The 24118-nt window shown below is 53.1% G+C and carries 23 protein-coding genes; 5 read left to right on the top strand and 18 right to left on the bottom strand.

Annotated features, from left to right (window positions below; translation table 11 throughout):
- Window positions 1-35: 35 nt before the first annotated feature.
- The 3 genes from K7P01_RS31505 (at window position 36) to K7P01_RS31495 (ending at window position 3756) form a co-directional block, all read left to right on the top strand.
- Window positions 36-701, top strand: a complete 666-nt coding sequence (locus tag K7P01_RS31505; RefSeq protein WP_267298580.1) for an energy transducer TonB — start codon at window positions 36-38, stop codon at window positions 699-701.
- 95 nt (window positions 702-796) lie between these two features.
- A complete protein-coding gene (locus tag K7P01_RS31500; RefSeq protein WP_267298579.1) occupies window positions 797-1147 on the top strand; it encodes a PadR family transcriptional regulator in 351 nt (116 codons plus the stop codon).
- Window positions 1144-3756, top strand: coding sequence for an ABC transporter permease (locus K7P01_RS31495; protein ID WP_267298578.1), 2613 nt, complete (start codon window positions 1144-1146; stop codon window positions 3754-3756). Before K7P01_RS31500 ends, K7P01_RS31495 begins: the two co-directional genes overlap by 4 nt.
- A gap of 21 nt (window positions 3757-3777) precedes the next feature.
- On the opposite strand, the gene K7P01_RS31490 is transcribed toward K7P01_RS31495, so the two are convergent.
- Together K7P01_RS31490 and K7P01_RS31485 are read right to left on the bottom strand one after the other, a co-directional pair.
- Window positions 3778-4461, bottom strand: coding sequence for a pirin family protein (locus K7P01_RS31490; RefSeq protein WP_267298577.1), 684 nt, complete (start codon window positions 4459-4461; stop codon window positions 3778-3780).
- Between the two features lie 9 nt (window positions 4462-4470).
- Complete coding sequence (locus tag K7P01_RS31485) at window positions 4471-5175, bottom strand: dioxygenase family protein (RefSeq protein ID WP_267298576.1); 705 nt, start codon at window positions 5173-5175, stop codon at window positions 4471-4473.
- A 247-nt stretch (window positions 5176-5422) separates the two neighbouring features.
- On the opposite strand from K7P01_RS31485, the gene K7P01_RS31480 reads away from it, so the two are divergent.
- A complete protein-coding gene (locus K7P01_RS31480) occupies window positions 5423-6100 on the top strand; it encodes a DinB family protein (RefSeq protein ID WP_267298575.1) in 678 nt (225 codons plus the stop codon).
- A 187-nt stretch (window positions 6101-6287) separates the two neighbouring features.
- On the opposite strand, the gene K7P01_RS31475 is transcribed toward K7P01_RS31480, so the two are convergent.
- The 5 genes from K7P01_RS31475 to K7P01_RS31455 form a co-directional block, all read right to left on the bottom strand.
- On the bottom strand, window positions 6288-7613 hold the full coding sequence (locus K7P01_RS31475; protein ID WP_267298574.1) for an amidohydrolase: 1326 nt from the start codon (window positions 7611-7613) through the stop codon (window positions 6288-6290).
- A gap of 11 nt (window positions 7614-7624) precedes the next feature.
- Window positions 7625-8551, bottom strand: coding sequence for a DUF1684 domain-containing protein (locus K7P01_RS31470; RefSeq protein WP_267298573.1), 927 nt, complete (start codon window positions 8549-8551; stop codon window positions 7625-7627).
- 100 nt (window positions 8552-8651) lie between these two features.
- Window positions 8652-9689 (bottom strand): serine hydrolase domain-containing protein, encoded by a 1038-nt coding sequence (locus K7P01_RS31465; RefSeq protein ID WP_267298572.1) that lies wholly within the window; start codon window positions 9687-9689, stop codon window positions 8652-8654.
- Between the two features lie 43 nt (window positions 9690-9732).
- Window positions 9733-10605: a hypothetical protein gene (locus K7P01_RS31460; protein ID WP_267298571.1), complete on the bottom strand. Its 873-nt coding sequence runs from the start codon at window positions 10603-10605 to the stop codon at window positions 9733-9735.
- Window positions 10602-11645, bottom strand: coding sequence for a GNAT family N-acetyltransferase (locus K7P01_RS31455; protein ID WP_267298570.1), 1044 nt, complete (start codon window positions 11643-11645; stop codon window positions 10602-10604). Before K7P01_RS31455 ends, K7P01_RS31460 begins: the two co-directional genes overlap by 4 nt.
- Before the next feature lie 232 nt (window positions 11646-11877).
- Between K7P01_RS31455 and K7P01_RS31450 the strand changes: the two genes are divergently transcribed.
- Entirely contained in the window at window positions 11878-12105 is a 228-nt protein-coding gene (locus K7P01_RS31450) for a hypothetical protein (RefSeq protein WP_267298569.1), read from the top strand.
- Window positions 12106-12214: 109 nt separating this feature from the next.
- Here K7P01_RS31450 and K7P01_RS31445 read toward each other — a convergent pair whose 3' ends face one another.
- The 11 genes from K7P01_RS31445 to K7P01_RS31395 form a co-directional block, all read right to left on the bottom strand.
- Window positions 12215-13636, bottom strand: a complete 1422-nt coding sequence (locus K7P01_RS31445) for a glycoside hydrolase family 125 protein (RefSeq protein ID WP_267298568.1) — start codon at window positions 13634-13636, stop codon at window positions 12215-12217.
- Window positions 13637-13886: 250 nt separating this feature from the next.
- Window positions 13887-14123 carry a hypothetical protein gene (locus tag K7P01_RS31440; protein ID WP_267298567.1) on the bottom strand — a complete coding sequence of 79 codons (237 nt, stop codon included), beginning with the start codon at window positions 14121-14123 and terminating at the stop codon, window positions 13887-13889.
- A 31-nt stretch (window positions 14124-14154) separates the two neighbouring features.
- Entirely contained in the window at window positions 14155-14628 is a 474-nt protein-coding gene (locus K7P01_RS31435; protein WP_267298566.1) for a Dps family protein, read from the bottom strand.
- A gap of 36 nt (window positions 14629-14664) precedes the next feature.
- On the bottom strand, window positions 14665-15852 hold the full coding sequence (locus K7P01_RS31430) for an MFS transporter (protein WP_267298565.1): 1188 nt from the start codon (window positions 15850-15852) through the stop codon (window positions 14665-14667).
- 241 nt (window positions 15853-16093) lie between these two features.
- Complete coding sequence (locus tag K7P01_RS31425) at window positions 16094-16333, bottom strand: helix-turn-helix domain-containing protein (RefSeq protein WP_267298564.1); 240 nt, start codon at window positions 16331-16333, stop codon at window positions 16094-16096.
- A 326-nt stretch (window positions 16334-16659) separates the two neighbouring features.
- The gene (locus K7P01_RS31420) at window positions 16660-16917 is read right to left on the bottom strand and encodes a hypothetical protein (protein ID WP_267298563.1); all 258 of its coding nucleotides are present in this window, start codon (window positions 16915-16917) and stop codon (window positions 16660-16662) included.
- 29 nt (window positions 16918-16946) lie between these two features.
- Window positions 16947-17504: a dihydrofolate reductase family protein gene (locus tag K7P01_RS31415; protein WP_267298562.1), complete on the bottom strand. Its 558-nt coding sequence runs from the start codon at window positions 17502-17504 to the stop codon at window positions 16947-16949.
- 118 nt (window positions 17505-17622) lie between these two features.
- A complete protein-coding gene (locus K7P01_RS31410; protein WP_267298561.1) occupies window positions 17623-20796 on the bottom strand; it encodes an efflux RND transporter permease subunit in 3174 nt (1057 codons plus the stop codon).
- A gap of 33 nt (window positions 20797-20829) precedes the next feature.
- Complete coding sequence (locus K7P01_RS31405) at window positions 20830-22020, bottom strand: efflux RND transporter periplasmic adaptor subunit (RefSeq protein ID WP_267298560.1); 1191 nt, start codon at window positions 22018-22020, stop codon at window positions 20830-20832.
- A 21-nt stretch (window positions 22021-22041) separates the two neighbouring features.
- Window positions 22042-23361, bottom strand: coding sequence for a TolC family protein (locus tag K7P01_RS31400; RefSeq protein ID WP_267298559.1), 1320 nt, complete (start codon window positions 23359-23361; stop codon window positions 22042-22044).
- Window positions 23362-23454: 93 nt separating this feature from the next.
- Window positions 23455-24102, bottom strand: coding sequence for a TetR/AcrR family transcriptional regulator (locus K7P01_RS31395; RefSeq protein WP_267298558.1), 648 nt, complete (start codon window positions 24100-24102; stop codon window positions 23455-23457).
- Window positions 24103-24118 lie beyond the last annotated feature (16 nt).

The raw sequence follows: 24118 nt of genomic DNA, 5'->3' as shown, positions 1-24118 counted from the left end.
ACAGCGCATCCACGCGATGTCAAAAAGACCACTTCATGAGAATTTTTCTTTCGCTGCTGCTGGGCGTGCTGTTCCTGCACGGCCATGCCCAAGAGGAGACCGAGATCCGGGTTCACACGTATTATATCCCCGCCTCGAAAGAGGTATTTTATGTTCTGAAGTATAAGCCTTCGATCAAGCACGGTTCCTACCAAAAGCAAGTGCAGGGGCCGGCAGCATATAAAGAGAAAGGGCAGTATGATCACAATGTGCGGACGGGGATTTGGGAGTATTCGGATGTGAAGGGAAAGGTGATTCAACGAATTGATTTCAGTAAGGACTCGGTGTTGTTAAGTGATGGCTTCCCGAATCCGGCGGATGTAAAGATCCTGGACGGTGCGGAGGCCAGGGCGAATAATACAGGCAAGACACCTTTGCTATTGGGCGGACGGAGTAAGCTGGCGTACTATATGCTCGGATTTAGATATCCTGCTGCTGCCCGGCAGGCAGGAATTAAGGGGACCGTTGTGGTTAGTGCTACGATTACCAAGGAGGGAAAGATGGTGAATGAGAAAGTAGTGTCCGGTCTCGGACATGGATTGGACGAAGAAGCGCTGCGCGTGGCGCAGTTGCTACCCGATGATTGGTTGCCGTTGAAGGTTAATGGTGTGGCGGTTGATTCTCGGATACTTATTCCGATGAATCTAAAGCCAGGATTCTAAAGCCGGATAATCCACTATTCTTTTATTCCTTCCTAAAATGTAGAAGGAAGTGTAACTTCTTTTGCGTATGTTCGTTCTACAATTTAGTAACGAATATGATCGAAACACGCATTGGCGATTTTGAGGAGACATTGATGCTCATTGTCGGTATCCTGGGGGAATCGGACGCTTATGCCTTTCGGATCGCAAAGGCGTTCGAGCAGCGCACGGGCCGCTCTATATCTATAGGTTCCATTCACTCTACGCTTGACCGGTTGGAAACGAAAGGGTTTGTACGTTCTTCTTTGCAAAATGCGACTTCTGAACGGGGCGACCGCAAAAAAAGAATCTTCGTCATTACCGCTTCCGGAAAGCGCGTGCTAAAGGAGTCGATGGAGTTCAAAGTACAATTGTGGAAGGAGTATCCGGCATTCGCCGGTAAACTGGGACTAACCGGACTGAGTTGAAAAAACAGCGTCCTATACCGCCCCGCTTCGCCACGAAGGTGCTCTTGTCATTTCTGAGAGATGATCTTCAGGATGAAGTTGTAGGAGACCTGAAAGAAAATTTCGATTATGATCTCGAAGCAGGATCACGCTTCCGTGCAAAACTGAATTATTGGAAGCAGGTTTTTTTATACCTGCGCCCCTTTGCCATACGAAAATTAAAAGGTACTCCAAACTTTTCTACCGCTATGTACAGAAGTTACTTCCGCGCGGCCATGCAGAACATGGTAAAAAATAAACTGCATGCTGTCATCAACATTTTGGGTCTGGCGACCGGCATTGCCGTTGCGTTCATCATTAGTCTATGGATTTATGATGAAGTGTCTTACAACAGAAATTTTTCGCACTACGACCGCATCGGACGGACGTTTCAGAACGTCACTGCCAATGGCGAAGTCAGCACCTGGCCAAACGTACCCTGGCCGTTGGGAAATGAGGTCCGGCAACATTATGGAGCAGACTTCCAATATGTTTCCATGGTGTCGCAAGTCCACCAACACACGCTGGAAATTAACGCCGGCACGGAGAAATATTCCAAAACCGGTCTGTTTTGTGAGCCGGATTTCTATACCATGTTTGACGTCACATTGGTGAAAGGAACGTTGCCTGCAAAAGATCCCTCCACGATCATGCTTTCGGAGTCGACGGCAACAGGTTTTTTTGGTGATAAGGATCCGATCGGTCAGTTGATTACTATGGATGGCCATTCTTTCCAGGTCGGAGCGGTATACCAGGATTTTCCGCAGCGATCGCAATGGGCCGAAGTTCTCTTCATTGGCCAGTGGTCGAAGTATGCCGTGATGTCCGAGCTTGAAAAGATGGATGATCCGTGGCGGCCCAATGCGTTTGAAATGTATGTCATGTTGGCTGACGGGGCGGACTTTGCGTCGGCATCCACCCGTATAAAAGATGCACGACTCAAGAATCTGAGCGCGGCGCTGGCCGTGAAGAAACCGCAGCTGTTTCTTCTCCCCATGCGCGACTGGCATTTACGTAGCGAGTTTTCCGATGGAAAACAGGCCGCCGGGCTAGTTCAATACGTGTGGATGTTCGGAATTGTCGGCGTATTCGTTTTGCTGATGGCCTGTATCAACTTTATGAATCTCAGCACGGCGCGATCCGAGAAACGTGCAAAGGAGGTTGGCATTCGAAAAGCTATTGGTTCTTATCGCAGTCAGCTCATTACGCAATTCTTTAGTGAATCGATCTTCACGGTGTTTATGTCGCTTATACTGGCTTTGGGAATGACGTACCTGTTACTTCCTCTTTTTAATTCGCTTGCCGAAAAGAATATGAGCCTTCCCTGGCGCCATCCGTTGATGTGGGTCGGTATCACGGGCGCCGGGGTGGTGATCGGGTTGCTCGCGGGAAGTTACCCGGCACTTTATCTATCGTCGATCCGTCCCGCAGGTGCCTTGAAAGGTGTATTCAAAGCAGGAACAGGCGCTTCCCTGCCCCGCAAGATTCTGGTCGTTGTTCAGTTCAGCGTATCGGCAATGATGATTATCGGCACTACCGCCGTATTCTTACAGCTGCGACATGGCAAGAACCGGCCGCTGGGATATAGTATGGATGGACTGGTAATGATTCCGGGAATATCAAAAGGTGTGCACGATCATTATGACGTCATCCGAAAGTCGCTGATCGACGCGGACGCAATTGTGGAGCTGACCGAATCTATTGCTCCTGTTACGGGTTCGTGGGGTAGCAGCAGCCGCATCGACTGGAGTGGAAAGGACCCTGATTTGTCTATCGACTTTACCATATTCGAAGGTTCATATGAATATGGAAAAACAATTCAATGGGAGGTTATACACGGTCGTGATTTCTCCCGCGATTTCCCTTCGGATTCCGCCGCGGTAATCCTCAATGAGGAAGCGGCAAAATACTTAGGTAAAAAGGATGTCATCGGCGAAACACTGCGAAGCCGTAATATTCCCTTTACTGTCGTCGGCGTTGTGCGTGATGTTGTCTTCGCTGGCCCGTATAACCCGGTATGGCCATCGCTCTATTTCCTGAGCAAAGATCCGTTGAATATCCTCACGTTGCGATTAAACCCTGAAAAACCCGTATCGGAATCGTTGGCCGCGATCGAAGCGACTATAAAACCCCACATGAATGGTGACCCGTTCCGTTATGAGTTCATCGATACCGACCAGGCACGAAAGTTCGGTAATGAAGAGCGTGTCAGTACGCTGGCCAGCATCTTCGCCGGCCTCGCCATCTTTATCAGTTGTCTGGGAATTTTCGGCTTGTCCTCTTTTATTGCCGAACAACGCACCAAGGAGATCGGCGTACGCAAAGTACTCGGCGCCAATCTTTCGCAGTTATGGATATTGCTGTCGAAGGACTTTATCGTACTAATTACCATTTCCTGTTTCCTTGCCGTTCCTATTGCTTACTGGATGCTTCAATCCTGGCTGGAGGGCTATAAATACCGGGTTAACCTGCCCTGGTGGATTTTCGTTAGTGCCACGGCCGGGACGCTGATCATTACGATGCTGACGGTCAGCTGGCATGTGATCAAGGTCGCGCGAATTAATCCTGCCAATACGTTGAAGATCGAATAACCGACATATCGTGATATTTATTTACGGCTCGATGAATAATACGATCGCATCGTTGGAAAGGGCTTCGAAGGCTATTTCGGAGGTGTTCCAGAGGGCGATTGCGTCGCGGGTTTCGAGTAGGCGGTTTTCGATTTCGAAAGCGCCATGGATCACGAAGGCGAAGATACCTTTGGCGACGTCGCGGGGAATGCAGATCCCCTCGGCGCGGCCCTGGTATTGACCGATGTAAAGGCCAGATATAGCCGGATCGCCGATGGAGGTTAGTTTGTTCTGTTGCTCGAATTCTATACTATATTCCTTTATTTCGATAGCGTCTGTCGCTGGCATTGGGCTGAACCATACGTGCAGAAAGTTTATGCGCTCGTCTTCGTAGAAATTTGTGATGCTTAGCTGCGTGCCGCTGGTAAGCCAGAGGCGGTGCGTTTGGCCTGGTTCGACTGAAGCCTGTGTGCCGGCGGTGGTTTCGTATTGGAGGCCACCGATGAGCGGTATCAGCCAGACGATACTGTCGGCGCGGGCGGTAAGCAGGCGCGTACCGCCGGCGCCGAGGGTATCGTCATTGAGGGACTGGAGGTTGCCGAAGGTGCCTCTCCCCTCGCGTATATAATTTTCAAAACTTAGCGTGTGATCGCTGCGGTATATATCCGTTTGCGAGCAGCCGCGGCGTCCTGCCAGGTAGATCGTTGCTTCGGCTGCCGACATCATGCGGACGGCTTAGGCATTGACAACAATGGTATGCGTGAGCTCAAAGCCGTCGGCGACGCTGCCTGTGATCGTGCCGATCTCGTTGTCGAGAGAGTCGGCAAAGATGTTGTCGCTGGCGTTGGTGGTATAGCCACTCATGCCTTTGGTGTAGCCGTTGGCCGTCGAGGCGTTCACCTGGCTTACGGCGCTGTTGGAGCCTTCGGGGAACGCGATCTGCGTCACGAGGAGTGAATCGCCATCAGCGTTGTAAATATGCACGTGGATGTGCGTGGCGCGCCCCTGGTACCAGCCGGGAAAGATCGATGTGAAGCCTACTTTTCCGTCGGCATTCGTTACCTGGCGGCCGCGCAGGAAGTGCACACTCGTGAAATCCTCTTGCTGCATTTGTGTGCCGCCGTATTCCGAATAATAGCCGTCTTTGTCGCAGTGCCATACGTCGACGATGGCGCCTTCGAGGGCGGTGCAGTTTTCGGCTTTGTTTTGTACCGTGATGGTAAAATTAAACGGTACGCCGGTGCGGTCGGAGCGGATGTCGGTCAGGACGAGGGAAGCCGGGCTCTTGGTGGGAAATGGGCCGGCGGTTTCGCTGTCGGTGAGGGCGCAGTCGCCCGTTTCGGTGCCCGCGCTGGCGTCGTCATCACTGCCGCATGCATGCAGCAAGGGCATCAGCATGCTTGTCATTCCCAGGGTCTTCAAAAATTGCTTTCGCTGCATGTTCGTTTTGGGTTAGGTAAGTCTTTTCGTTTATGCATATCTGCATTACGCCTTTTGTAACCGATTTCGTGTGTGCAGGGTCACGGGCTTGCGACAAGTCAGGCCTTTGTGTAGACCAAGTTACGTACTTCTTCAGAAAAAAATAGACAATGCGGAGGGGAAGTATGCGCGCGGCCGCTATGATAAATGCACGTGATACACTAAATTCCGCTTTCCCTTTATTACGTTAACCATACCACCAAAACCCATGAACACGACCGCCCCCTCCCAAAGCCGCAGAAGCTTTCTGCGCACGACAACACAACTAACGGCCGGACTCGCCGGATTGACCGCCGGACTCGGCACATTTGCGACGGCAGCCGATGCCGCTGTGCCAGCGATGAAAGATGGTGTCTATGTTATCGGGCCCACACCCGGGTATTCACCGCAGATCGGCACGCTCGTGTCGATGTTGAATTATAATCGGTTTACGATTTTGAATATGACGAAGGCGTTTACGAAACAGGAACTGGATTTCTTGCTTGACCCGAAGGCAAATACCATTGGGGCGTTACTGATGCACCTGGGTGCTACAGAGACTTTTTATCAGGCGAATACATTTGAAGGGCGTCAGGATTTTAATGACGCAGAGAAGAAGGAATGGGGCGCGGCGATGGAACTTGGTGATGAGGGGCGGAAGCAGATTAAGGGGAACGAGATAAAGTATTATGTTGATAAGATCACGCCGGTGCGGGAGAAGACGCTGGCAACATTGAAGACGAAAGATGATGCATGGTTGCTGGCGGTGGATCCGGAGTGGTCGAAGGAGGAACCACTCAATACCTATTGGAAATGGTTTCATGTGTGTGAGCATGAATCGAATCACCGCGGGCAGATTGCTTTTCTGAAGAGTCGGTTGCCGGGGGCGAAGGCTTCGAAGGAGTAACTGCTGTTAAATCCTGGTGCTGCTGGCGCAAGAGTTAGCGCGTAGCGCGGCTCTTGTGACTGAAACTGCAGTCGGAGACTGCATCCATACTGGGCACAGGTCTCCGCCCCGAGGCGGGGCTAAGACCTGCGCCAGGTGCCGCGTACCTTGCGCCACATGTCCCACATATATATTTTAACACAATATATTAACGCAACAGCGATAATGCTGCCGCGCTCATCGCAGTGATGCCTGTCTGTAGCGTTGGGTTCACTGTCGGTGCGAATGTAGCCGCGTGTAGTGACGATAAAGATTTACCCGTTTGCTGAGACGTCTTTAGTGCCTCCTCGCCGGCGGTGCCGAGCCAGAACATGCAGATCGGGACTTTCTTTTGTTGGAGGGCGAACCAGCTGAAGTCTTCGCCTACCATGGCGGACGGAACTTCGGAGACGCGGTCTTTGCCGAAGGTGTTTTGAAAGACGTTGACCAGTTTTAGGGTAAGGTCTTTGTCGTTGATTGTGGCCGGGACGCGGGGTTCGTTGATGGTGATTTCGGGGAGCTTGGTTTCGGGGAGGCCGGCCTGGAGGGCCAGGTGTTTTGCTTTGTTTTCGATGGAGGCGATGATCTGTTTGCGTACGGCGGGGGAATATGAGCGGAGTGTGAGCTGTAATTTTACTTCGTCGGAGATGATGTTGTGTACGGTGCCGCCGTGGATCGACCCGACGGTGATGACGGCCGGTTCAAGAGGATTTATTTCGCGGCTGACGATTGTCTGAAAAGCTAAGATCATCTGGGCACTGAGGACGACGGGGTCGATGGTTTGGTGCGGGGCGGCGCCGTGTCCACCCTGACCGTGGACGGTGATGTTCATCATGTCGACGCTGGCCATGAAGTTGCCGGGATTGTAGCCTACGCTTCCGGCGGGTAGTGTGGCGTGGTTGTGTAACGCCAGGGCTACATCAGGATAAGGGATCTTTTCGTAGAGGCCGTTGCTGAACATCTTCTCGGCACCAAAACCGTTTTCCTCGGACGGCTGTGCCACCATCACTAATGTTCCATGCCAATGTTTTCGCGCGTGTACCAGCGCCCGTGCCGTGCCGATGAATACGGACATGTGCAGGTCATGGCCGCAGGCGTGCATAATACCTACCTCCTGCCCCGCTGCGTTGATACCCCGAGCCTTGCTGGCATATGCCAACCCCGTCTTCTCCTCCAGCGGCAGTGCATCCATGTCAGTGCGGATCAATACTACGGGACCGTCGCCGTTCTTTAATATCCCCGCAAGGCCGTAGCCACCGATCTTTTCAACGACGTCGAAGCCGAGTTGTTTTAACTCCTGCGCCATGCGCGCGGAGGTCTTCTCTTCCTGTGCGGATAGTTCGGGATGTTCATGCAGATAACGATAGAGTTGTTCCAGGTTGGTTTGCTCAGTAGCAATGCTTTCCGCTACCTTCTTCATGGCGGGTGTTTGAGCATAGGCAACACCGGCGAGGAGAAATGCAATCGTGAGAAGAACGTTTTTCTTTTTATACATGTCGATTATCGTTATATACCCTTTGCTGTCCCTGACTGGCCTTCGGCGTGATAATTTTTCTCACCGGCCTCTATAGATACCTTCACTATATTTTGCGCGGGTGGTAGCGGGCACGTGGCATAAGGGGTGAAGACGCAGGGTGGATTGTGGGCTTTATTGAAGTCAATGTACACTTTGTTTTTGGCGTTCGGTTTGTCGGTGTATACGAAGCGGCCGCCGCCGTACGTGTCTTTGCCGCTGGTCTCGTCACCGAAGATGACGAAAAGCTCATCTCCTTCTTCGAGAGCGTCCAGGCGATGTTCCTGGCCGTGTAATGTGAAGACCAGGGTGCCTGGCGAGGACTGGGCTGTTGTCTGGCCAATGACATTGGTGATGTTGATGGTGTGCGTGGAGTCGGCACGCTCAAAGGTCGCTTCGATGCGATAGGCAGGATTGACGGGGTATCGCTCGATGCCCTTGAATGTTTTTACGGCCTGGCTGTTCAGGTCGCGTAAGCGGATGCCCAGACGGGTGTCGCGGCGGAGGATGAACCACTCCAGTGAACCGCTGGTGAAGATGGCGCCGCGGAGGGAGTCGAAGGGAATGGTCGTTTCGATTACTATGGGCTGGCCGTTGATGGCGATGGCGGCGTCTATGGGCATGAAGGTTATGTCATGCTGGTTCACTCTATAGTAGCCGGCTTTAGGCGCGATTGTTCCTTCGGGAAAGATGACCTTGTTGTCGGGCGCGGTGCCGAAGGTGTTGATGCCGGGTTCCAGCCAATATAGGCCGACGAGGTTGAGCCAACCTTGGGGAGACTTTACCTCGTCGAGGCGGTCCTGGTGCCAGGCTTCGATTTCGGACTGGTAGGATTGGAGCTCTTCGGAGGTGAGCTTTTTGGGGGAGCAGGTGGTCAGGGCTGCCAGTAGGAAAATATAATACAGGCGTTGTGTGTGCATATAATCTGCGTTAAACAAATATACACTACAGAATTGAATGCAGGTGGGAATTTTGTGCACTACGGCTCGTCTCGCCCCGTAATGGTTGCGTGTGCGACGTCTATTTCTTTGCGCGCTGATCGAGCAGATATTTTTTCATTTCCTTCAGCATTTGCACGTGGTAGTAAAATGTTTCGGGGAGGTCGTCTTCGTTATACACGGTGTTGCTGAGCATGATGACGCTGGTTTTAGTGGCGGGGTAATAATAATTCATGGAGACGAAGCCGGGGCAGAAGCCGGTTTGGCCGACCCACGTGATGCCGTCTTCTTCGGTGATGGTGGGGCCGTAGCCGTAGTAGGTTTTGCCGAAGAGGGGGTGGTCGCGGACGGCGCCCTCTTTCATCGTGAACATGCGTGTGTAGGTGGCGGGTTTGAGGAGCTTGCCGCTATGCAGACACTCATTCCATTTTACCAGGTCTTCGGTAGTAGAGATGAAAGCGCCGGCGGCCGGGTAGTTTACGAGGCTTTCGGTTTCGTAGTGTAGTATATAGTTTTTGTCACCGGTATAGCCTTTGACAAGGGTAGGGTGCGCACTCCTCGGGTGCGTGGTGTGTTCCATGCCGCAGCGGCGGAATAATGCGGCGGAGAGCGCGGGGAAGTTTTCTCCGGAGGTCCTGGCGACGATCTGTGATAATAGCTCGTAGCCGATCTGCGAATAAGAATAGCTTGTGCCGGCTTTAAATTTCAACGGCTTGTCGAGGCCTACGATGCCGTGGGTATGCGTGAGCAACTGGTGGATAGTGACGGAGTCGGCCCAAGGTTGTTTGAGGTCCGGCAGGTATTTGCTGATCGCGTCTTCGGGCTTGAGGTGGCCTTTGTCGTATTCTTGTAAGATGAGAACCGCCGTGAATTGTTTGCTGATGGAGCCGATTACAAACTGGTCATGGTGTTTAAATAAACTTTCTGCCTCCCGGTCGGCGTAGCCTCCTGCGTTCTCATAGATTTTTTTACCGTCCTGTACGATCAAGACCATGCCGCTAAAGGGGGTGCGCTTTTGCAGGAACAGCAGGATGTCGGTGGATTTCTGAAAGGGCGTTTGCGCGGCAGCGCTGCCGGCCACGAATACTATACTAGCCAGAAAGAAGGTGCGGAAAGTCATGCTGGGTAATGATCGGAGGTGTAAATACAATGGTAAGGAGTTTTTATAGCAACTCCTCAATCTTTAGTGGCGCGAGGGCAAACTTCTTTCCGAACATTCGCTCGATGGCGCGTACTATGCCGCCGTTGTATTTCCAGTCCAGCTTTTGTTTTAACAATACCGATGGGTCGATTTTGCGCACGATCATTTCCAGCGACTGGCGGTCTTCGGCGGCGGGGTGCTCAAAGATCTGACGCAGGTAGCCGCGGAATTCTTTTACGTTCCAATAATGAAAGACGTAGGCATCGAGCGGGTTCAAGCGCCTGTCGCGCTGGAAGGTATAGGAGATGGCGAACTGCTCGATGATGTGGCGGATGTAATAGTCCAGCAGTTGATCCGTTAAGGCCAGGCTTTTTTCCAACAGCGGGGCGGTGGCATTGGTATAGCCGACGGCGCCCGTATTCCAGATCTCCACCTCTTCGGTAAAGGTCACGGGGATGCCGTCTATGGCGACAGTATGATTCAGCAGCGCCTTATAGATCTTCGAACGGTCCAGGTGTTTTTCCATGCGGTCCATGAAAAGCTCGCCGGCCTGGATGCGACTGAAAATGGGCGCGAGGTTTTGCTGGACGTAGGTGTCTGAATCGAGGAAGAGGAAGTTGCCGGTGTATTTGGTCAATACATCTTGTAGCGTCCGGACCTTGGCGCGGTGTACGAAGTTGTGTTTGCCACGCCACTCGCGCATGAGCGCCGGCGTCATGGTCTCGTAGTGCACCTGCGCGTGGCCCAGGTATTTTTGAAAGGCGCTGGGGTCGTCGGTATAAATGATGAATGATACGCCCCGCAGGTCCTGGCGTATGGCCAGGGAGTAAATGGAGTACAAAGCTTCGTAGTAGATGTCTTTGCTGGAGTGCGAAAGATAGACGATATAGTTCATGCGAGTTGTGCTTTGATAATGGGAATGATGCCTTCGGCATGGGGTGCGGCGGCGATGTCGTGGTCAAACTTGACCAGGTGGTCGGTATAGTTGCCGGGCGTCTGGCCAGGGATGGCGGGGGTGCCGACGATGGTGCACTGGAAGACGTGGTATTGTTCGTCACGTACGTCGTAGACGATCCAGGAACCCAGCTCGCCCAGGGCGGGGTCGGCGCCTTTGAGGAATAGGGGGAAGTCGAACAGGTCGATGTCGCTCAGCTCGGGGATGAGGTTGCCGTCGAAGAATTCGTATTGATATAACGCCATGGCAATGCCGGCCTGCTGAAGTTCCTCTTGTATGGCCTCCAGCTTCTGGTGCATGACCAGCAAGGGGTTTACGGCAGGCGAGAACAGCCCGATGGGCGTCCACTGGCCGGTGCCTACCGGTAAGAACTGCAGCAGGTCGCGGTTCATGTCGAGCTTGTAGTCGAACAAGGTATAGCCGGGCACAAAGTAGCCGGGGTAAAAATACTCGAGACCCTGCTGTTGGCAGTATGCCATCTTAAGGTATATCAGGTAACGGCCCAGGCTGTATTTTCGGTACTCGGGATCGTAGAAGCTGGTGATGCCGGCGGCGCTGTTACGGCCGAGGTCGAAGAAGCCGCTGGCAATGAGGCGGTCGCCATCATATATGTTTACTTCGTAGGTATCGAATATTGCATAGAATACTTTTCCATATAGCAGGCTATTCAGTGACGTGGCGGCTTCGAACGATACGCTGGCACGGTAAGTAGTGAAGAGGGCCTCTTGCGCCAGGGTAACCTTAGCGGGTTGTATCTCCGTACGGAAGGCGCTGTTGCGTTTGATGATCTTTTGCTGGGTTTTATCGGCGGTAAACTTCTCTAATGCTACGCGCAGCCAGATGGCGCTATAGAACTGCCCTTTAAAGTTGAGGAAGTTGGTGGTAAAGATGCTTTGGGCCATGCGAAACCAGCCTGCGGCCAGGTACATATCGAGGTCTTCGGGAGCAAGCTTTTGTGGGAAATGTACGTGTGAAAACATAGTGCTCCTGGTGCGTATAATGGCAGACCGGCGCCTGCTTCGTAAAATTAAGCGGAATCACTCATTTTCCCTAAAACATTCATAATCAGCTTATCTTCGAACCCGGCCTGAATCATTACGGGGGTATTTCCGGGTATTGAATGGTAAAATAGTACTATGCCTTTACGGCCAGGTGTTGGCGGGATTTGCTAACATTACAGTATGATAAAAACGAACATGTCTTTCGTTCTCTATGGAATTCAATCCTGAAATTCATCAAAAGGTCCGGTATTTTAATCACCTCTACGTCGTCTTTCTGGACGAGTTTCCCGACTTTCTTTCGGCGGGCCGTACCTATACCGTGGTATTACATCCTATCTGGAAGAACTGGATCGTGCGTATGACCAGCGAGGCTGTACGCCGCGAAATGACCGTCACCAAGGGCGACTGTATCCTGGAAGAGCACGCCGTCTTACAGTAGCGTTTCTCTCCTAAGCTGTTTCCATTTTCCCACACAGGCATGCTATAAAAAAAGCACCCCGACATTTTGCCGGGGTGCCGCTTTATCGTGATGCCTATGCGTTGATGCCTTAGGCCAACAGCTGCGGTTTCTGCTTATATACTTTCCACAGGAACTCACCAAAGAGGGTGTTGGTCCAGGCGAACCAGGAACGGGTAAAATTCTTCGGATCGTCTTTGTGGAACGACTCGTGCATGAAGCCGGTGTCGCCGTGCGAACGCTTCAGAATATCGATGCACGCTTTGATCTCCTGCTCGTCGTCGCTGGTGAGGCCGCGCATGATGAGGCTCATGGGCCAGATCATGTCCTGTCCTACGTGCGGGCCACCGATACCTTCGCCGGCCGTGCCTTTGAAGAAGAAGGGGTTCTCGGACGAGAACAGGAACTTGCGGGTGGTGACATATACCGGGTCGTTCTTCGCGACGGCGCCCAGGTACGGCAGGGCCAGCAGGCTGGGGATGTTGGCATCGTCCATCAGCAGGTAGCTACCAAAGCCGTTTACTTCAAACGCGTAGAGCTTGCCGAAGTCTTTGTGTTCGGTTGTCGCATAGAGCTGCAGTGCTTTTTCCACTTCGTCGGCCAGTGCTTTCAGCTCGCCGGCTGTTTGATTGTCCTTGGCAATGGCCACGAACATTTCTGCTGCCTGGCGCAAGCTGACCACGGCGAAGTAGTTCGACGGTATGAGGAACGAATGTACGGTGGCGTCGTCGCTGGGGCGGAACGCCGAGCAGATGAGGCCTACGGGTTTTACCGGATAGCCATAACCGCTCATCGGCTGCGTGTCGGTTGCCACCGCTGTCTCGCGTTGGAACTTGTAGGGGCCGAGGTTTTCTTTGCGCTGCTGATCTTTGAATGTTTTCAGGATAGCCTTGACGGACTGCTGCCAGTTGTTGTCGAAAGGCGCGGTGTCGCCGCTGATCTTCCAGTAGTGGTAGGCCAGGCGAATGGGGTAACACAGGGAGTCGATCTCCCACTTGCGTTCGTGCACGCCGGGCTTCATATCGGTGCGGTCTTTTGCCCACTCCCCTACCTTACTTTCGTCGCCGTAGAAGGCGTTGGCATAAGGATCTTTCAGTACACACGCTGTCTGGCGGTTGATGACGCCGGCGATGAGCTGCTGGAGGGGCTTGTCGGCTTTCATGAAGTCGAGGTAGGGCCACACTTGCGCGCTGCTATCGCGGAGCCACATGGCGTCGATGTCGCCGGTGATGACGTATGTATCGGGGCGACCGTTTTTGGTGGTGTGGAATACGGTGGTGTCGAGCGTATTGGGAAAGCAATTTTCAAACAACCAGGCCAGCTCTTTGTTCTTGACGTTTTTGCGAAACTCGGCGATGGCTTGTTCCACGGCCTTGCTCGTGAATTTACGTTTGGACGGCGCCGTGCGTACGATGGGGAAGCCCGCATCTTCTGCACCCAGTGCCAGTTGGCTGCTTAACAGAATGCCTGTTCCTGCCATTCCGGCCTGCTGCATAAATGTTCTTCTGTTCATAGTTGGTGTTTCGGTTGCTTAGTGGAAAACGGATTGTCCTACTGCCGCACCCTGCGGGTGGGCGTTGGAATCCGCAAAGCTCAAATGTAATAATCCGTTTTTGACGTTGGGGCATCAAAAGAAAAATTTCCTGCGGATTAGGGGCTGTGGATCGTGTGATTTACTGTCAGGTGGCACGATTTAGCATTTTTCTATGGTTTGGACTGAGCTGCTCGTTGGGCTGGTGCCCTATTTTAACATTTTACCTTACTCAAAGCAGACTGGCCGTGATGTGGCCGATGGTGCCTGTTAGTCGCAGGCTGTCGCGTTGGGTGGTGGGTACGGGCGAGTCTGAAGGACAACCCTGCTGGTCGGATAACGCACAGGCTAATGAAAGGATGGTGATGCCCGGCCGCCGGTTGGCTATCCGGTGTCGGCGTAACGGGTTGGACAGCAACAGAACGGCCTGTAAGAAGGCGTTCCGCTGGTACAGGCGTAGATGAAGCAAATCGTCTTCATCTACGCCTATACTACAAAGATTACTTCAAATGTGCTCGGAGCATCCAGGCCATCTTTTCGTGCGTTTCCATCAGCCCGGTGATGAAGTCGCTGGTGCCGGCGTCGCGGTATTCGTTGGCGAACGGTTCGATGTTTTCGCGCAGGAAGGTGATGATGCTGTCGTGGTCGGTCAGCAGCTCTTCGAGAAAACCTTTGCTGGTGTTTTCACGCTCGCTGTATTCGGTCAGGTGTGTGAGCTGCAGAAAGCTCTTGAGTGTAGCGGGGGCGTAGTGGCCCAGGGCGCGCACGCGTTCGGCTACGTTGTCGATGATCTCATCCAGCTGCTCGTACTGGCTCTCGAAGAAAAGGTGCATGTTGTGAAAGTCCGGACCTTCTACGTTCCAGTGCGCGTTGCGCGTCTTGGTGTAGAGTACATACTCGTCTGCCAGCAGCTTGGACAATTGGACGGCTACTGCCTGGGTGCGATCTTCCTGAATTCCGATGTTTGTTTTCATAAATGGGTTGGTTAGTATATCATCTTTACTATTATACTAGTATACGGTTTGAGGTGTCGGGTCGGGCACTTCCGTTTCACGTTTTTGCTGGATGCGGATCAGCCCCGCCGCCGCGAGTGCGCCGGTCAGCGCCATGAGCACGCCTACCCACTCGGGTGCGGTATACCCCAGGCCCGCTGCGATGGGCAAACCGCCTAAGTAGGCACCCAACGCATTGCCCAGGTTAAAGCATGCCTGCGATACCGCCGCGGCCAGCATCTCGGCACCCTTCGCTGCCTGGATCATCAGCACCTGAATGGGCGCTGCCAGGGCAAATGCAATGCCGCCGGTGAGAAACGTCATGATCAGGGCGAAGGCTTTGTTATACGATACGAAATATACAAGAATAAGTGATACGGCCATCGCGACTAACAAGGCTGCCGAGGTCCTGGCCGGTGAAAACCGGTCGGCGAGCCAGCCGCCGAGAATGTTGCCGAACACCATGCCCAGGCCTGCGAAGGCCAGAATATAGGGGACGGATTCCGGAGCAAAGCCCGAGACCTCTGTCAGCAGCGGTGCGATGTAGCTGATCCAGCAGAACAGTCCGCCGGTGCCGATGGCGGTGATACAGATGATCAGCCAGGCGTCGGCACTGCGGAAGAACTTCATTTGTTCTTTCAGGCTGCCGTCGCTTTTTGCTTCCAGGCGCGGCATCCACAGCTGTACGCACAGCAAGGTGACCAGGCCGATGAAGGCGATGAGTACAAATGCGTACCGCCAGTCGATGTGGTGACCGATATAGGTTCCCAGCGGCACCCCCGCGAGGTTGGCAACGGTAAGACCGGCAAACATGATCGATACGGCTTGCGCCTCTTTACCTTTGTCGGCCAGGCGGCTTGCTACCACGGCGCCTACACCGAAGAACGCTCCGTGCGGTAATCCGGACAACAGGCGTGTCAGGAACAAGAGGTCGTAGCCGGGTGCCAGCATAGAGAGCGCGTTGAAGCCGGTGATCATCATGACCAATGCCAGCAAGATCTTTTTCGGCGGATATGTGCCCGCCAGTATCACCAGCAACGGTGCACCGATCACCACCCCGAGTGCATACGCCGAGATCAGGTGGCCTGCTACGGGAATGGATATGTCGAGGTCTTTGGCAATGTCCGGCAGGATGCCCATCATCACAAACTCTGTCGTACCGAGGGCCAATCCGCCCAACATCAATGCGAGTAAACTCTTCTTCATCTTTTTATTCGTATGGCTGCAATCTTGCAACAGGCAAAAATACTGAACATATTCTGCCCCTCGAATAATTCCCGCACCGCGACTATAAAAAACCACCGACATCGTTACCGATCCTTATTATGTTGCTTCGCCTACGAATCAATATTTCGTTAGCTAACGTTTGCAGCAATATAACAAGCGGCATCGTCCCGTTTTGCAAGAGCGATGATCGATACAAGTTTTTTACGAAAAGCATACAACACTATCGCCCCGGCACATCGTCCTGCGACGTACCGTAGAGCGCACTGATCCAGGCGAGGGACTCCCATACGACTTCTTCCCGGCCTGCTTCGATGGCACACAATAGCTCAACGGCAATACCGGCCTCGGCGGCGACGGATTCGATGCTCCTCCCCTGCTGTTCGCGGAGCTCTTTTAGTTTGGTTCCTATGCGTTGTAGAATGACCCGTTGCGCAGGTGTCAGGTCTTCTGACTTGCTCATGCTGTATATTTTAATAAACGTTTCTTTTTCTCGGTGCGGGCGGGAGCAACCTTTCAGAAGAAAAAAGCCAGGCGATGATTTGCGGGAGGATCATTACCTGGCTGTAAAGGTATTGTTTAATTTTTACTATACTATATATTAGTACTATTTGGGGCGACTGGAACGATGTATATGTATGGCGGCTGGGGTTACGACGTTACCCCCACGCCAGTCTGAAGACTGGCACCAGGTGTAGGCACAAGTCCCCGCGCCGGGGCGGCGCTAAGACTTGCGCCAGCAAGCGGTCTGGGCCGGGACGGCCTAAGACTCGCCAGTAAGTTATATATTCAGGAGGTTATAAATTCGAGGTCTTTGCGAAATTCTTTTTGCACGAGCTCATCGATCTGGGCCAGGCGAATAGACAGCTCTTCGTTAACTTGTTCGTTGTCGAGGGTGCCGTGCTGTAGCAGGGCTTTGAGCTCCAGCTGCCGCTTCATGATGGAGGTAAGCTTGATCGAGTTCTCGATGTTATACTTCAGCAGCGTGATCAGGGCCTTGTCGGTGCTGATGTGGGGCGTTGCGGTATTGTCGGCTGTATTGTTCATGGGCAAAAGGTACTAATTTCCGGAAAGCATTACGCGTTTGCGCGTTGATAATACAACGTGACCACACCGGACGTATAGGGTACAGCTTTCAGGAATGTAAGTCCTACCCGGTGTTGTATGTTCTGGAAGAGTGCCTTGCCGCCGCCGAGTACAATAGGATGTACAGACAACCGGTATTCGTCCACAAGGTCCTGGTTTACAAAGGTGGTAATCAGCGACGCACCGCCAAAGAGCCAGATATCTTTGCCGGGTTGTTCTTTGATCTTGTTTACTTCTTCGGCGATGTTGTCTTTGATCAATGTCGTATTACCGGCAGCGGTGTCGAGCGTCCGGGAGAAGACATATTTTTTCATCTGGTTTATGTCGCGGTAGAAGTCGATGACTTCCTGGGGACTGTTGGCATCGGGCTGATGATTGCCAAACTCCTGGTAGCTGGTGCGGCCGTACAACACGGTGTCGATGGACGCGCGGAATGCCTGGAAGTACTCTCCGACCTCATCGTCCATGATGCACCAATCGATTTCTCCGCGGGGGCCTTCGATAAAGCCGTCGAGTGTCACGGCAAGGTCTAAGATTACTTTTCGCATACGTCTGTTGTTTTTATGAATCCCAATTTGGCAAGGGTGTGTGACAAGGGTATGTCAGTAGTCATAAAAAAAGCTGCCCGGGTTTCCCTGGGCAGCTCTCTGTTATACGATTTGTTTGTTAGTGCGGCGTTATCGGTTGTTCCACGGCATATGCCGGTGGTTCTTCGATTTTCCGATTGCGGTACGCGATCTTGGTTACCAGTACGTACAGTACGGGGACCACAAAGATTGCCAGCGAGCTGGCGGCAAGCATCCCCCCGGCTACGGTCCAGCCGATGGTCTTACGTGCTTCAGCACCGGCACCAGCCGAGAAGGCCAGTGGCAACACGCCCAGGATGAACGCCAGCGACGTCATGATGATGGGGCGGAGACGCAGCTGCACGGCTTCGAGTGTAGCCGGTATCACATCGATACCCCGGTCAAAACGTTCTTTGGCGAACTCGACGATCAGGATGGCGTTCTTCGCCGCCAATCCGATGAGGGTAATGAGACCGATCTGTGCGTAGATGTTGTTGGTCAGGCTGGGCAAGAACGTCAGCGTGAGGATCGATCCGAGCGCGCCGACGGGTACTGCAAAGAGTACCGAGAAGGGTACCGACCAGCTTTCATACAGGGCCGCCAGGAAGAGGAACACAAACACAATGGAGATGGCGAAGATCATACCGGTACTGCTACCGGCTTTGATCTCTTCGCGGCTCATGCCGGAGAAGTCATAGCCGTATCCCGCAGGCAACGTTTGGTCTGCTACCTCGCGCAGCGCCTCGATGGCCTGCCCGCTACTGAAGCCGGGCTTCGCAGCACCCATGATCTCCGCGGAGCGGTAGAGGTTGTAGTGCGATACCACGGCAGGGGTTTCGATCACGCGTGAGGTAATCAGCGCACTGAGCGGTACCATGCCGCCGGCGCTGTTGCGCACGCGGTAGCGACCGATGTCATTGATGTTACCACGGTATGTCGAGTCGGCCTGTGCCATCACGCGGAAGTTACGACCGTAGATGTTAAAGTCGTTTACGTACGAGCTTCCCAACAAGGTAGCCAGGGTGCCGTACGCTTCCGCGACGGATACACCGAGCTTCTTGGCTTTCTCTTTGTCCACGTCAACCTGGTAGCTAGGCGTGCGGGCAGTGAAGAACGAGTAGGCCATGGCGATCTCCGGACGCTGGTTCACAGCACCGAGGAATTTGCGCATCACGCCTTCAAATTTCTGCACGTCGTCGGTGCTGGTCGTTTGTTGTAATTCGAATGTAAAACCAGACGATTGACCCAACCCCGGAATGGCGGGCGGCGAGATCGCGATAACACGTGCCTCTTTAATGTCGGCTGTGCGTTTCTGGATTTCGGCGATAATGGCGGGCACACTTTCGGTCTTGAGGTTACGCTCATTCCAATGCTTCAAGGCAATAAACACCGTACCGGAGTTAGACTTGTTGGAGAACGTCAGTACGTTCAATCCTGCAAGACCACCCACTACCTCTACAGCGGGGATTTGTTTGAGGCGTTTCTGCAGATCCAACATCATCGCGATGCTGCGCTGGGTAGACGCACCTTCGGGCAACTCATAGGTTACGATAACACGCTTTTCATCTTCCGTCGGGATAAAGCCTGTCGGTTTATTTTTAAAGAGCAGGAACAGTCCGACAAATACACACACCATCATGATCATGACCAGCGGGGTGCGCTTGATCCAGGAGTGTACGCCTCCGGTATACGCGTGTGACACGCGATCGAACCAGCGGTTGAAGGCATCAAAGAAGCGGTCCAGGAAGTTTTTCTTACCGTTCTTATCGGCAGGCCGCAGCATCAGCATACACAGCGCAGGTGTCAGCGAAAGGGCGACGAAGGCCGAGATCAATACGGAGATGGCAATGGTAATGGCGAACTGTTGGTACAGTTTACCAACGATACCGGGCACAAAGCCTACGGGTACGAATACGGCCGTCAGGATCAACGCGATGGCGATTACCGGACCACTAATGTCACGCATCGCTTTCTGCGTTGCTTCTTTCGGTGTAAGCCCTTCATGGTCCATATTATGCTGCACCGCTTCGACCACAACGATCGCATCATCCACCACGATACCGATGGCCAGTACGAAGGCGAACAGTGTCAGTGTGTTGATCGTAAAGCCGAACGGTATAAAGAAGATGAATGTACCGATCAACGATACCGGGATCGCCAGGATCGGAATCAGGGTCGAGCGCCAGTTCTGGAGGAACAGGAACACCACGATGATCACGAGCAACAGGGCTTCTACGAGGGTGTGCAATACTTCTTCGATGGATACTTCCACCACCGAGGTTGTTTCTACGGGAATGAGGTAGTCCAAATCTTTCGGGAAGCTTTTCTTCATTTCCTGCAGGGTGTGGTTCACCCCTTCGGCTGTCTCCAGGGCATTGGCACCGGGCGCGAGGTATATCAGCAGGAAGGCGCAAGGCTTGCCGTTTACAAACGAATTGTTGCCATAGTCAAATCGTTTCAGCTCGACGCGGGCAACATCTTTCAGGTATACCATGTTGCCCGTGGCCGGGGTGGTACGCACGATGATGTTTTCGAAGTCTTCCTTTTTGTTGATCCGGCTATTGGTCAGTACGTTGTATTCAAACGCCTGTACATTGCGTTGCGGGTTACCCCCTACCGAACCGGCTGCTACCTGCAGGTTTTGTTCGGCCAGGGCGGCCGTTACTTCAGAAGGCGCCATGTTCAGGGCGGCGAGTTTTTCCGGGTTCAGCCAGATGCGCATAGCGAAGTCGTCCCCGCGGGAAAAGATATCACCGACACCTTTTACACGCGACAAGGCGTCCTTCATATAGATGTTGGCGAAGTTCCCGAGGAACACAGCGTCGTGTGAGCCTTCCGGTGAGTACAGCGCCAACGCCATGAAGATACTGGGGTTACGTTTCCGCACAGTTACACCGAGACGACGCACTACTTCGGGCAGGGTCGGTTCGGCCACGCTCACGCGGTTTTGCACGTCGAGGGTGGCGATGTTGATGTCGGTACCGATGTCGAATGTTACTGTAATACTACTTTGACCACTACCGGTACTGTTGGAGGACATGTAGGCCATGCCGGGTGTACCGTTGATCTGGGTCTCCATGGCCGTGGTCGTGGTCTGTTCTACCGTCTGCGCATCGGCGCCGGTATAGATACCCGTTACCGACACCGTGGGCGGTGTGATGTCGGGGTATTGCGAAATGGGAAGAGTCGTCATGGCGATCAATCCCACCAGTACGATCACCACCGATACAACGATGGAAGTGACCGGCCTTTTTATAAATACGTCTGCTATCATTGCTTTTCCGTAGGGTAATTCAATCCGTCTCGGTTATTTCTTTTCTGCCTTGGCATCGGGCTTCGCCGCGCCCGCTGCAGGGGCGCCTGCCGCAGGAGCACCCGGCGCCGCGCCAGGCTGTACTACTGCATAGGAGGCACCTTCGCGCAGGTTCTGCACGCCTTCCACCACGATCGTTTCGCCGGCTTGCAGGCCGCTCTTCACAATCACGTTGTTTCCAATCTGCTGACCCAACACTACTTTTCGCTGCGTCACTTTGTTTTCAGGTATTGTTACGTATACAAAGAACTCACCCAATTGTTCGGTGACAGCTTTGTATGGCACCAGTACCGCGGCGGTGTTGGATGTCGACAATACTTGCAGCGTGCCACTCATGCCCGCCCGCAATACGTTACCGTCGTTGGGGAATGTGAGGCGCATGCGGATGGAACCCGTGTTTTGATCTACCGCGCGGTCGATCACGCTGATCTTGCCGGGCTTGTTATATACTTCACCGCCGAAGGCAAGACGGAAGGTGGAGTCCTTCGGGCTCTGGCCCTTGGCCTGCAGCTGTGTAAACCGGAGAATCTCTTTTTGGTCTACCGTAATATCGGCCGCAATCGGATTGTCTGATGAAATAGTGTTCAGCAAGGTTTGGCCGGCGGATACTGCGGCGCCTAAGCGTACTTGCGAGATCCCGATAGTACCTTCAAACGGCGCCGTGATGGTGGAGTAGCGCACGTTGGTTTGCACACCTTGTACACTTGCCTTGGCGGCGTCTACCTGTTTCAGGGCAGCGGAATAAGCAGCTTCTGCATAGTCTACTTGTTGTTTGGCGATCGCATCGCTTTTGGCCAGCTCGCGGTAGCGTTCTACGTCACGCTGGGCTTTGATCAGGTTTGCTTCCTGTACTGCCAGGTTGGCTTGTGCTTGTTGGTAGTTGGCCTGGTATTGTTGCTGGTCGATCGAGTACAGTTTTTGTCCTTTCTTTACTACTTCGCCTTCTGTGAAATGGATGGCGGTGATATATCCGCTTACCTGTGCGCGCAGCTCCACTTCGTTCAGGGCGCGTATAGTAGCGGGGTATTCATCATAATAAACAGCATCGGAAGCTTTCACCTCGTGCAGTACGACACCCGCCGGCGGCGGACCTTGCATCGCACCCGGTTGATCTTTTTTACCGCATGCCACTGCCAGCAGTAGCAGGCCGAGTACTGAATAGTTCTGTATTGTGTTCACTGACATATAGATGTTTGAGAATTTTAATTAGTAATTGATTTGTCCCAGCGCACGTTGTACGTCGATTTTGGCGGCCAGCACCTGGTACAAGGCGTTGAAGTAGTTGATGCGCACGCTACGCAGATCGGTTTCAGCAATCGTCACGTCCAGGTACGGGCGGATACCGCTGCGGTACTGCAACTGGATGACGCTGTATACTTCTTCGGCCAGCACCACGTTTTCTTTCAGCGCCAGGTACGTGGACAAGCTGCTCTTATAAGAGGCCAGCGCACGTGAGTATTCGGTCGTCAGGTTATTTTCCAGGTTCACCATGTTCCAGTCGAGCTTCTTGAGTGTCCAGCGTTGCTCGCGGATGCGGGCATTGCGTTTACCGCCCTGGAAGATCGGGAGTGTCAGCGTGGCGCCGAAGTATGAGTTCGGAAAGCGTTGCGAGTACAGCTCGTTGAAGTCGTTATTCTGATAGTTTGCGATATACGCACCGAACGCATTAAGCGTCGGGAAGAATGCCCACCAGGCGTATTTCAGGTTGGCCTTCTGCAGCTCGCGCTGGGTGAACAACAGTTTGTAATCGATGTGCTGGCTGTAGCTCAACGCCTGTACCGTATCCAACGTAATCTCGCCTTCCATGGCCAGGGTGTCGTATTGGATGTTCAGGGTACCATGCGGCGGGTAACCCATGAGGGTACGCAGGTAGTCGAGCTTGTATTTCAGTGCTTCCTGGTTGGCTTTGAGTGTAGCCTTGCCGTTTGTCAACTGAATCTGCGCGCGTTTGTAGTCGGTCTTATCGACCACACCCGCATTGTATTGCGCTTGCGCATCTTTGAGGCTACGCTCCAGACGAATGATGTCTTCCTGTCCGATCTTGATCTGTTGCGTAGTAGCCAGTACGTCGTAAAAGGCCTTCGATACATTTACCACTACGTCGATCTTGGTGGCGCCAAGCTGCTGCTCGGCCTGGATGCGCACTTTGTTCGCGGTGCGGCTGGCCAGGAGTACGTCGCGGTTGAACAGGGTTTGCGTGGCGGTGAGCTGTAGCGAAGATGTGTTGTCTACACCCAGCCGGATCTCATTGCCGCCAATAACGTTTACGGGCAGGTCGACATTGTGCTGATAATTATAGACAAAGTTGATTTGCGGAAACCAGTCGGCCAGTTTGCCGTCGATGGTGGCTTCTACAATTTCCTGATCGGCCTGAGCCTGTTTCACCATCGGTTGATGATCCAGAGCATACTGCACAATCTTCTCCAGGGTAGCTTCCTGCAGAAGGCTGTCGGAGACTGCTTGCTGTTGCGGTTGCTCCTGAGCGAAGAGTATACCGGGCGCGAGCAGTACCAATAACAGTATCAAGGTTAGTGGTCTTTTTTCTCTTTTGGATAGTCGCATAAAAATTAAATAGTTCTTCAGAAGTAAGTATATAAGTAGGTGAGTGTGTGCGCTTCATCAGGAAATGCCCTCGGGCATCTCCTCGTTGAATATGGTGCAGTAAATCATACGTTTCCGTTCCTGGAGGAATTTACGATACGTTGTATCGCTCATGCCGTGGACACTTTGCAATACGTTTTTAGCCAATAGCGGGTAGTTACACATCGATACCAGGTTAACCATAAAGTGCTCGGTCGGAATGGGCTGCATGCGGCCGGCGTCAATCTCTTCCTGTAACTGCTGGCGAATCAGGACCGCGGAGCGCTGCTTGTCTTTGCTGCAGAAGATCTTGGTCTTCTCGGGATCCCGGGCCGTTTCAGAGATGATGAAGTTCTCCAGGTAGGGATAGGCCATGCCGACGTCGATCACCTTCTCTATGTACAGTGCAATCTTATGCCGGAACGGCCTGTCGCTGGAAAAGATGGCGCGCACCCGCTCGCGCTTCTCCGTCACCACTTCCTCTAACAATGTGTCGAGCAATTGCTCGCGTGACCGAAAGTAATAGTGTATCAGTGCGCGGTTCACACCGGCTTCGTCTGCGATCTCCTGGGTGGTCGCATTGAGGAACCCTTTCTGAAAGAAAAGCACGCGTGCTTTCTCTTTTATCAGGGCCTCGGTTTGTTGTTGCTCGCGGACACTCACGACCTTATCGAATTTGTTTAACAAATTTGTTAACGCAAAG

This window comes from Parachryseolinea silvisoli (genome assembly GCF_021190955.1).
Lineage (GTDB): Bacteria > Bacteroidota > Bacteroidia > Cytophagales > Cyclobacteriaceae > Ohtaekwangia > Ohtaekwangia silvisoli.
This window is presented reverse-complemented; position numbering and strand designations above follow the sequence as displayed.

Bases quoted from the DNA above. Each gene is read 5' to 3' on its own strand.
- K7P01_RS31430 (WP_267298565.1), bottom strand. From the start codon at position 15,852: ATGAAGAAGAGTTTACTCGCATTGATGTTGGGCGGATTGGCCCTCGGT.
- K7P01_RS31465 (WP_267298572.1), bottom strand. From the start codon at position 9,689: ATGACTTTCCGCACCTTCTTTCTGGCTAGTATAGTATTCGTGGCCGGC.
- K7P01_RS31505 (WP_267298580.1), top strand. From the start codon at position 36: ATGAGAATTTTTCTTTCGCTGCTGCTGGGCGTGCTGTTCCTGCACGGC.
- K7P01_RS31485 (WP_267298576.1), bottom strand. From the start codon at position 5,175: ATGCAGCGAAAGCAATTTTTGAAGACCCTGGGAATGACAAGCATGCTG.
- K7P01_RS31445 (WP_267298568.1), bottom strand. From the start codon at position 13,636: ATGAACAGAAGAACATTTATGCAGCAGGCCGGAATGGCAGGAACAGGC.
- K7P01_RS31425 (WP_267298564.1), bottom strand. From the start codon at position 16,333: ATGAGCAAGTCAGAAGACCTGACACCTGCGCAACGGGTCATTCTACAA.
- K7P01_RS31490 (WP_267298577.1), bottom strand. From the start codon at position 4,461: ATGATGTCGGCAGCCGAAGCAACGATCTACCTGGCAGGACGCCGCGGC.
- K7P01_RS31405 (WP_267298560.1), bottom strand. From the start codon at position 22,020: ATGTCAGTGAACACAATACAGAACTATTCAGTACTCGGCCTGCTACTG.
- K7P01_RS31455 (WP_267298570.1), bottom strand. From the start codon at position 11,645: ATGTTTTCACACGTACATTTCCCACAAAAGCTTGCTCCCGAAGACCTC.
- K7P01_RS31500 (WP_267298579.1), top strand. From the start codon at position 797: ATGATCGAAACACGCATTGGCGATTTTGAGGAGACATTGATGCTCATT.
- K7P01_RS31435 (WP_267298566.1), bottom strand. From the start codon at position 14,628: ATGAAAACAAACATCGGAATTCAGGAAGATCGCACCCAGGCAGTAGCC.
- K7P01_RS31450 (WP_267298569.1), top strand. From the start codon at position 11,878: ATGGAATTCAATCCTGAAATTCATCAAAAGGTCCGGTATTTTAATCAC.
- K7P01_RS31420 (WP_267298563.1), bottom strand. From the start codon at position 16,917: ATGAACAATACAGCCGACAATACCGCAACGCCCCACATCAGCACCGAC.
- K7P01_RS31475 (WP_267298574.1), bottom strand. From the start codon at position 7,613: ATGTATAAAAAGAAAAACGTTCTTCTCACGATTGCATTTCTCCTCGCC.
- K7P01_RS31460 (WP_267298571.1), bottom strand. From the start codon at position 10,605: ATGAACTATATCGTCTATCTTTCGCACTCCAGCAAAGACATCTACTAC.
- K7P01_RS31470 (WP_267298573.1), bottom strand. From the start codon at position 8,551: ATGCACACACAACGCCTGTATTATATTTTCCTACTGGCAGCCCTGACC.
- K7P01_RS31480 (WP_267298575.1), top strand. From the start codon at position 5,423: ATGAACACGACCGCCCCCTCCCAAAGCCGCAGAAGCTTTCTGCGCACG.
- K7P01_RS31410 (WP_267298561.1), bottom strand. From the start codon at position 20,796: ATGATAGCAGACGTATTTATAAAAAGGCCGGTCACTTCCATCGTTGTA.
- K7P01_RS31415 (WP_267298562.1), bottom strand. From the start codon at position 17,504: ATGCGAAAAGTAATCTTAGACCTTGCCGTGACACTCGACGGCTTTATC.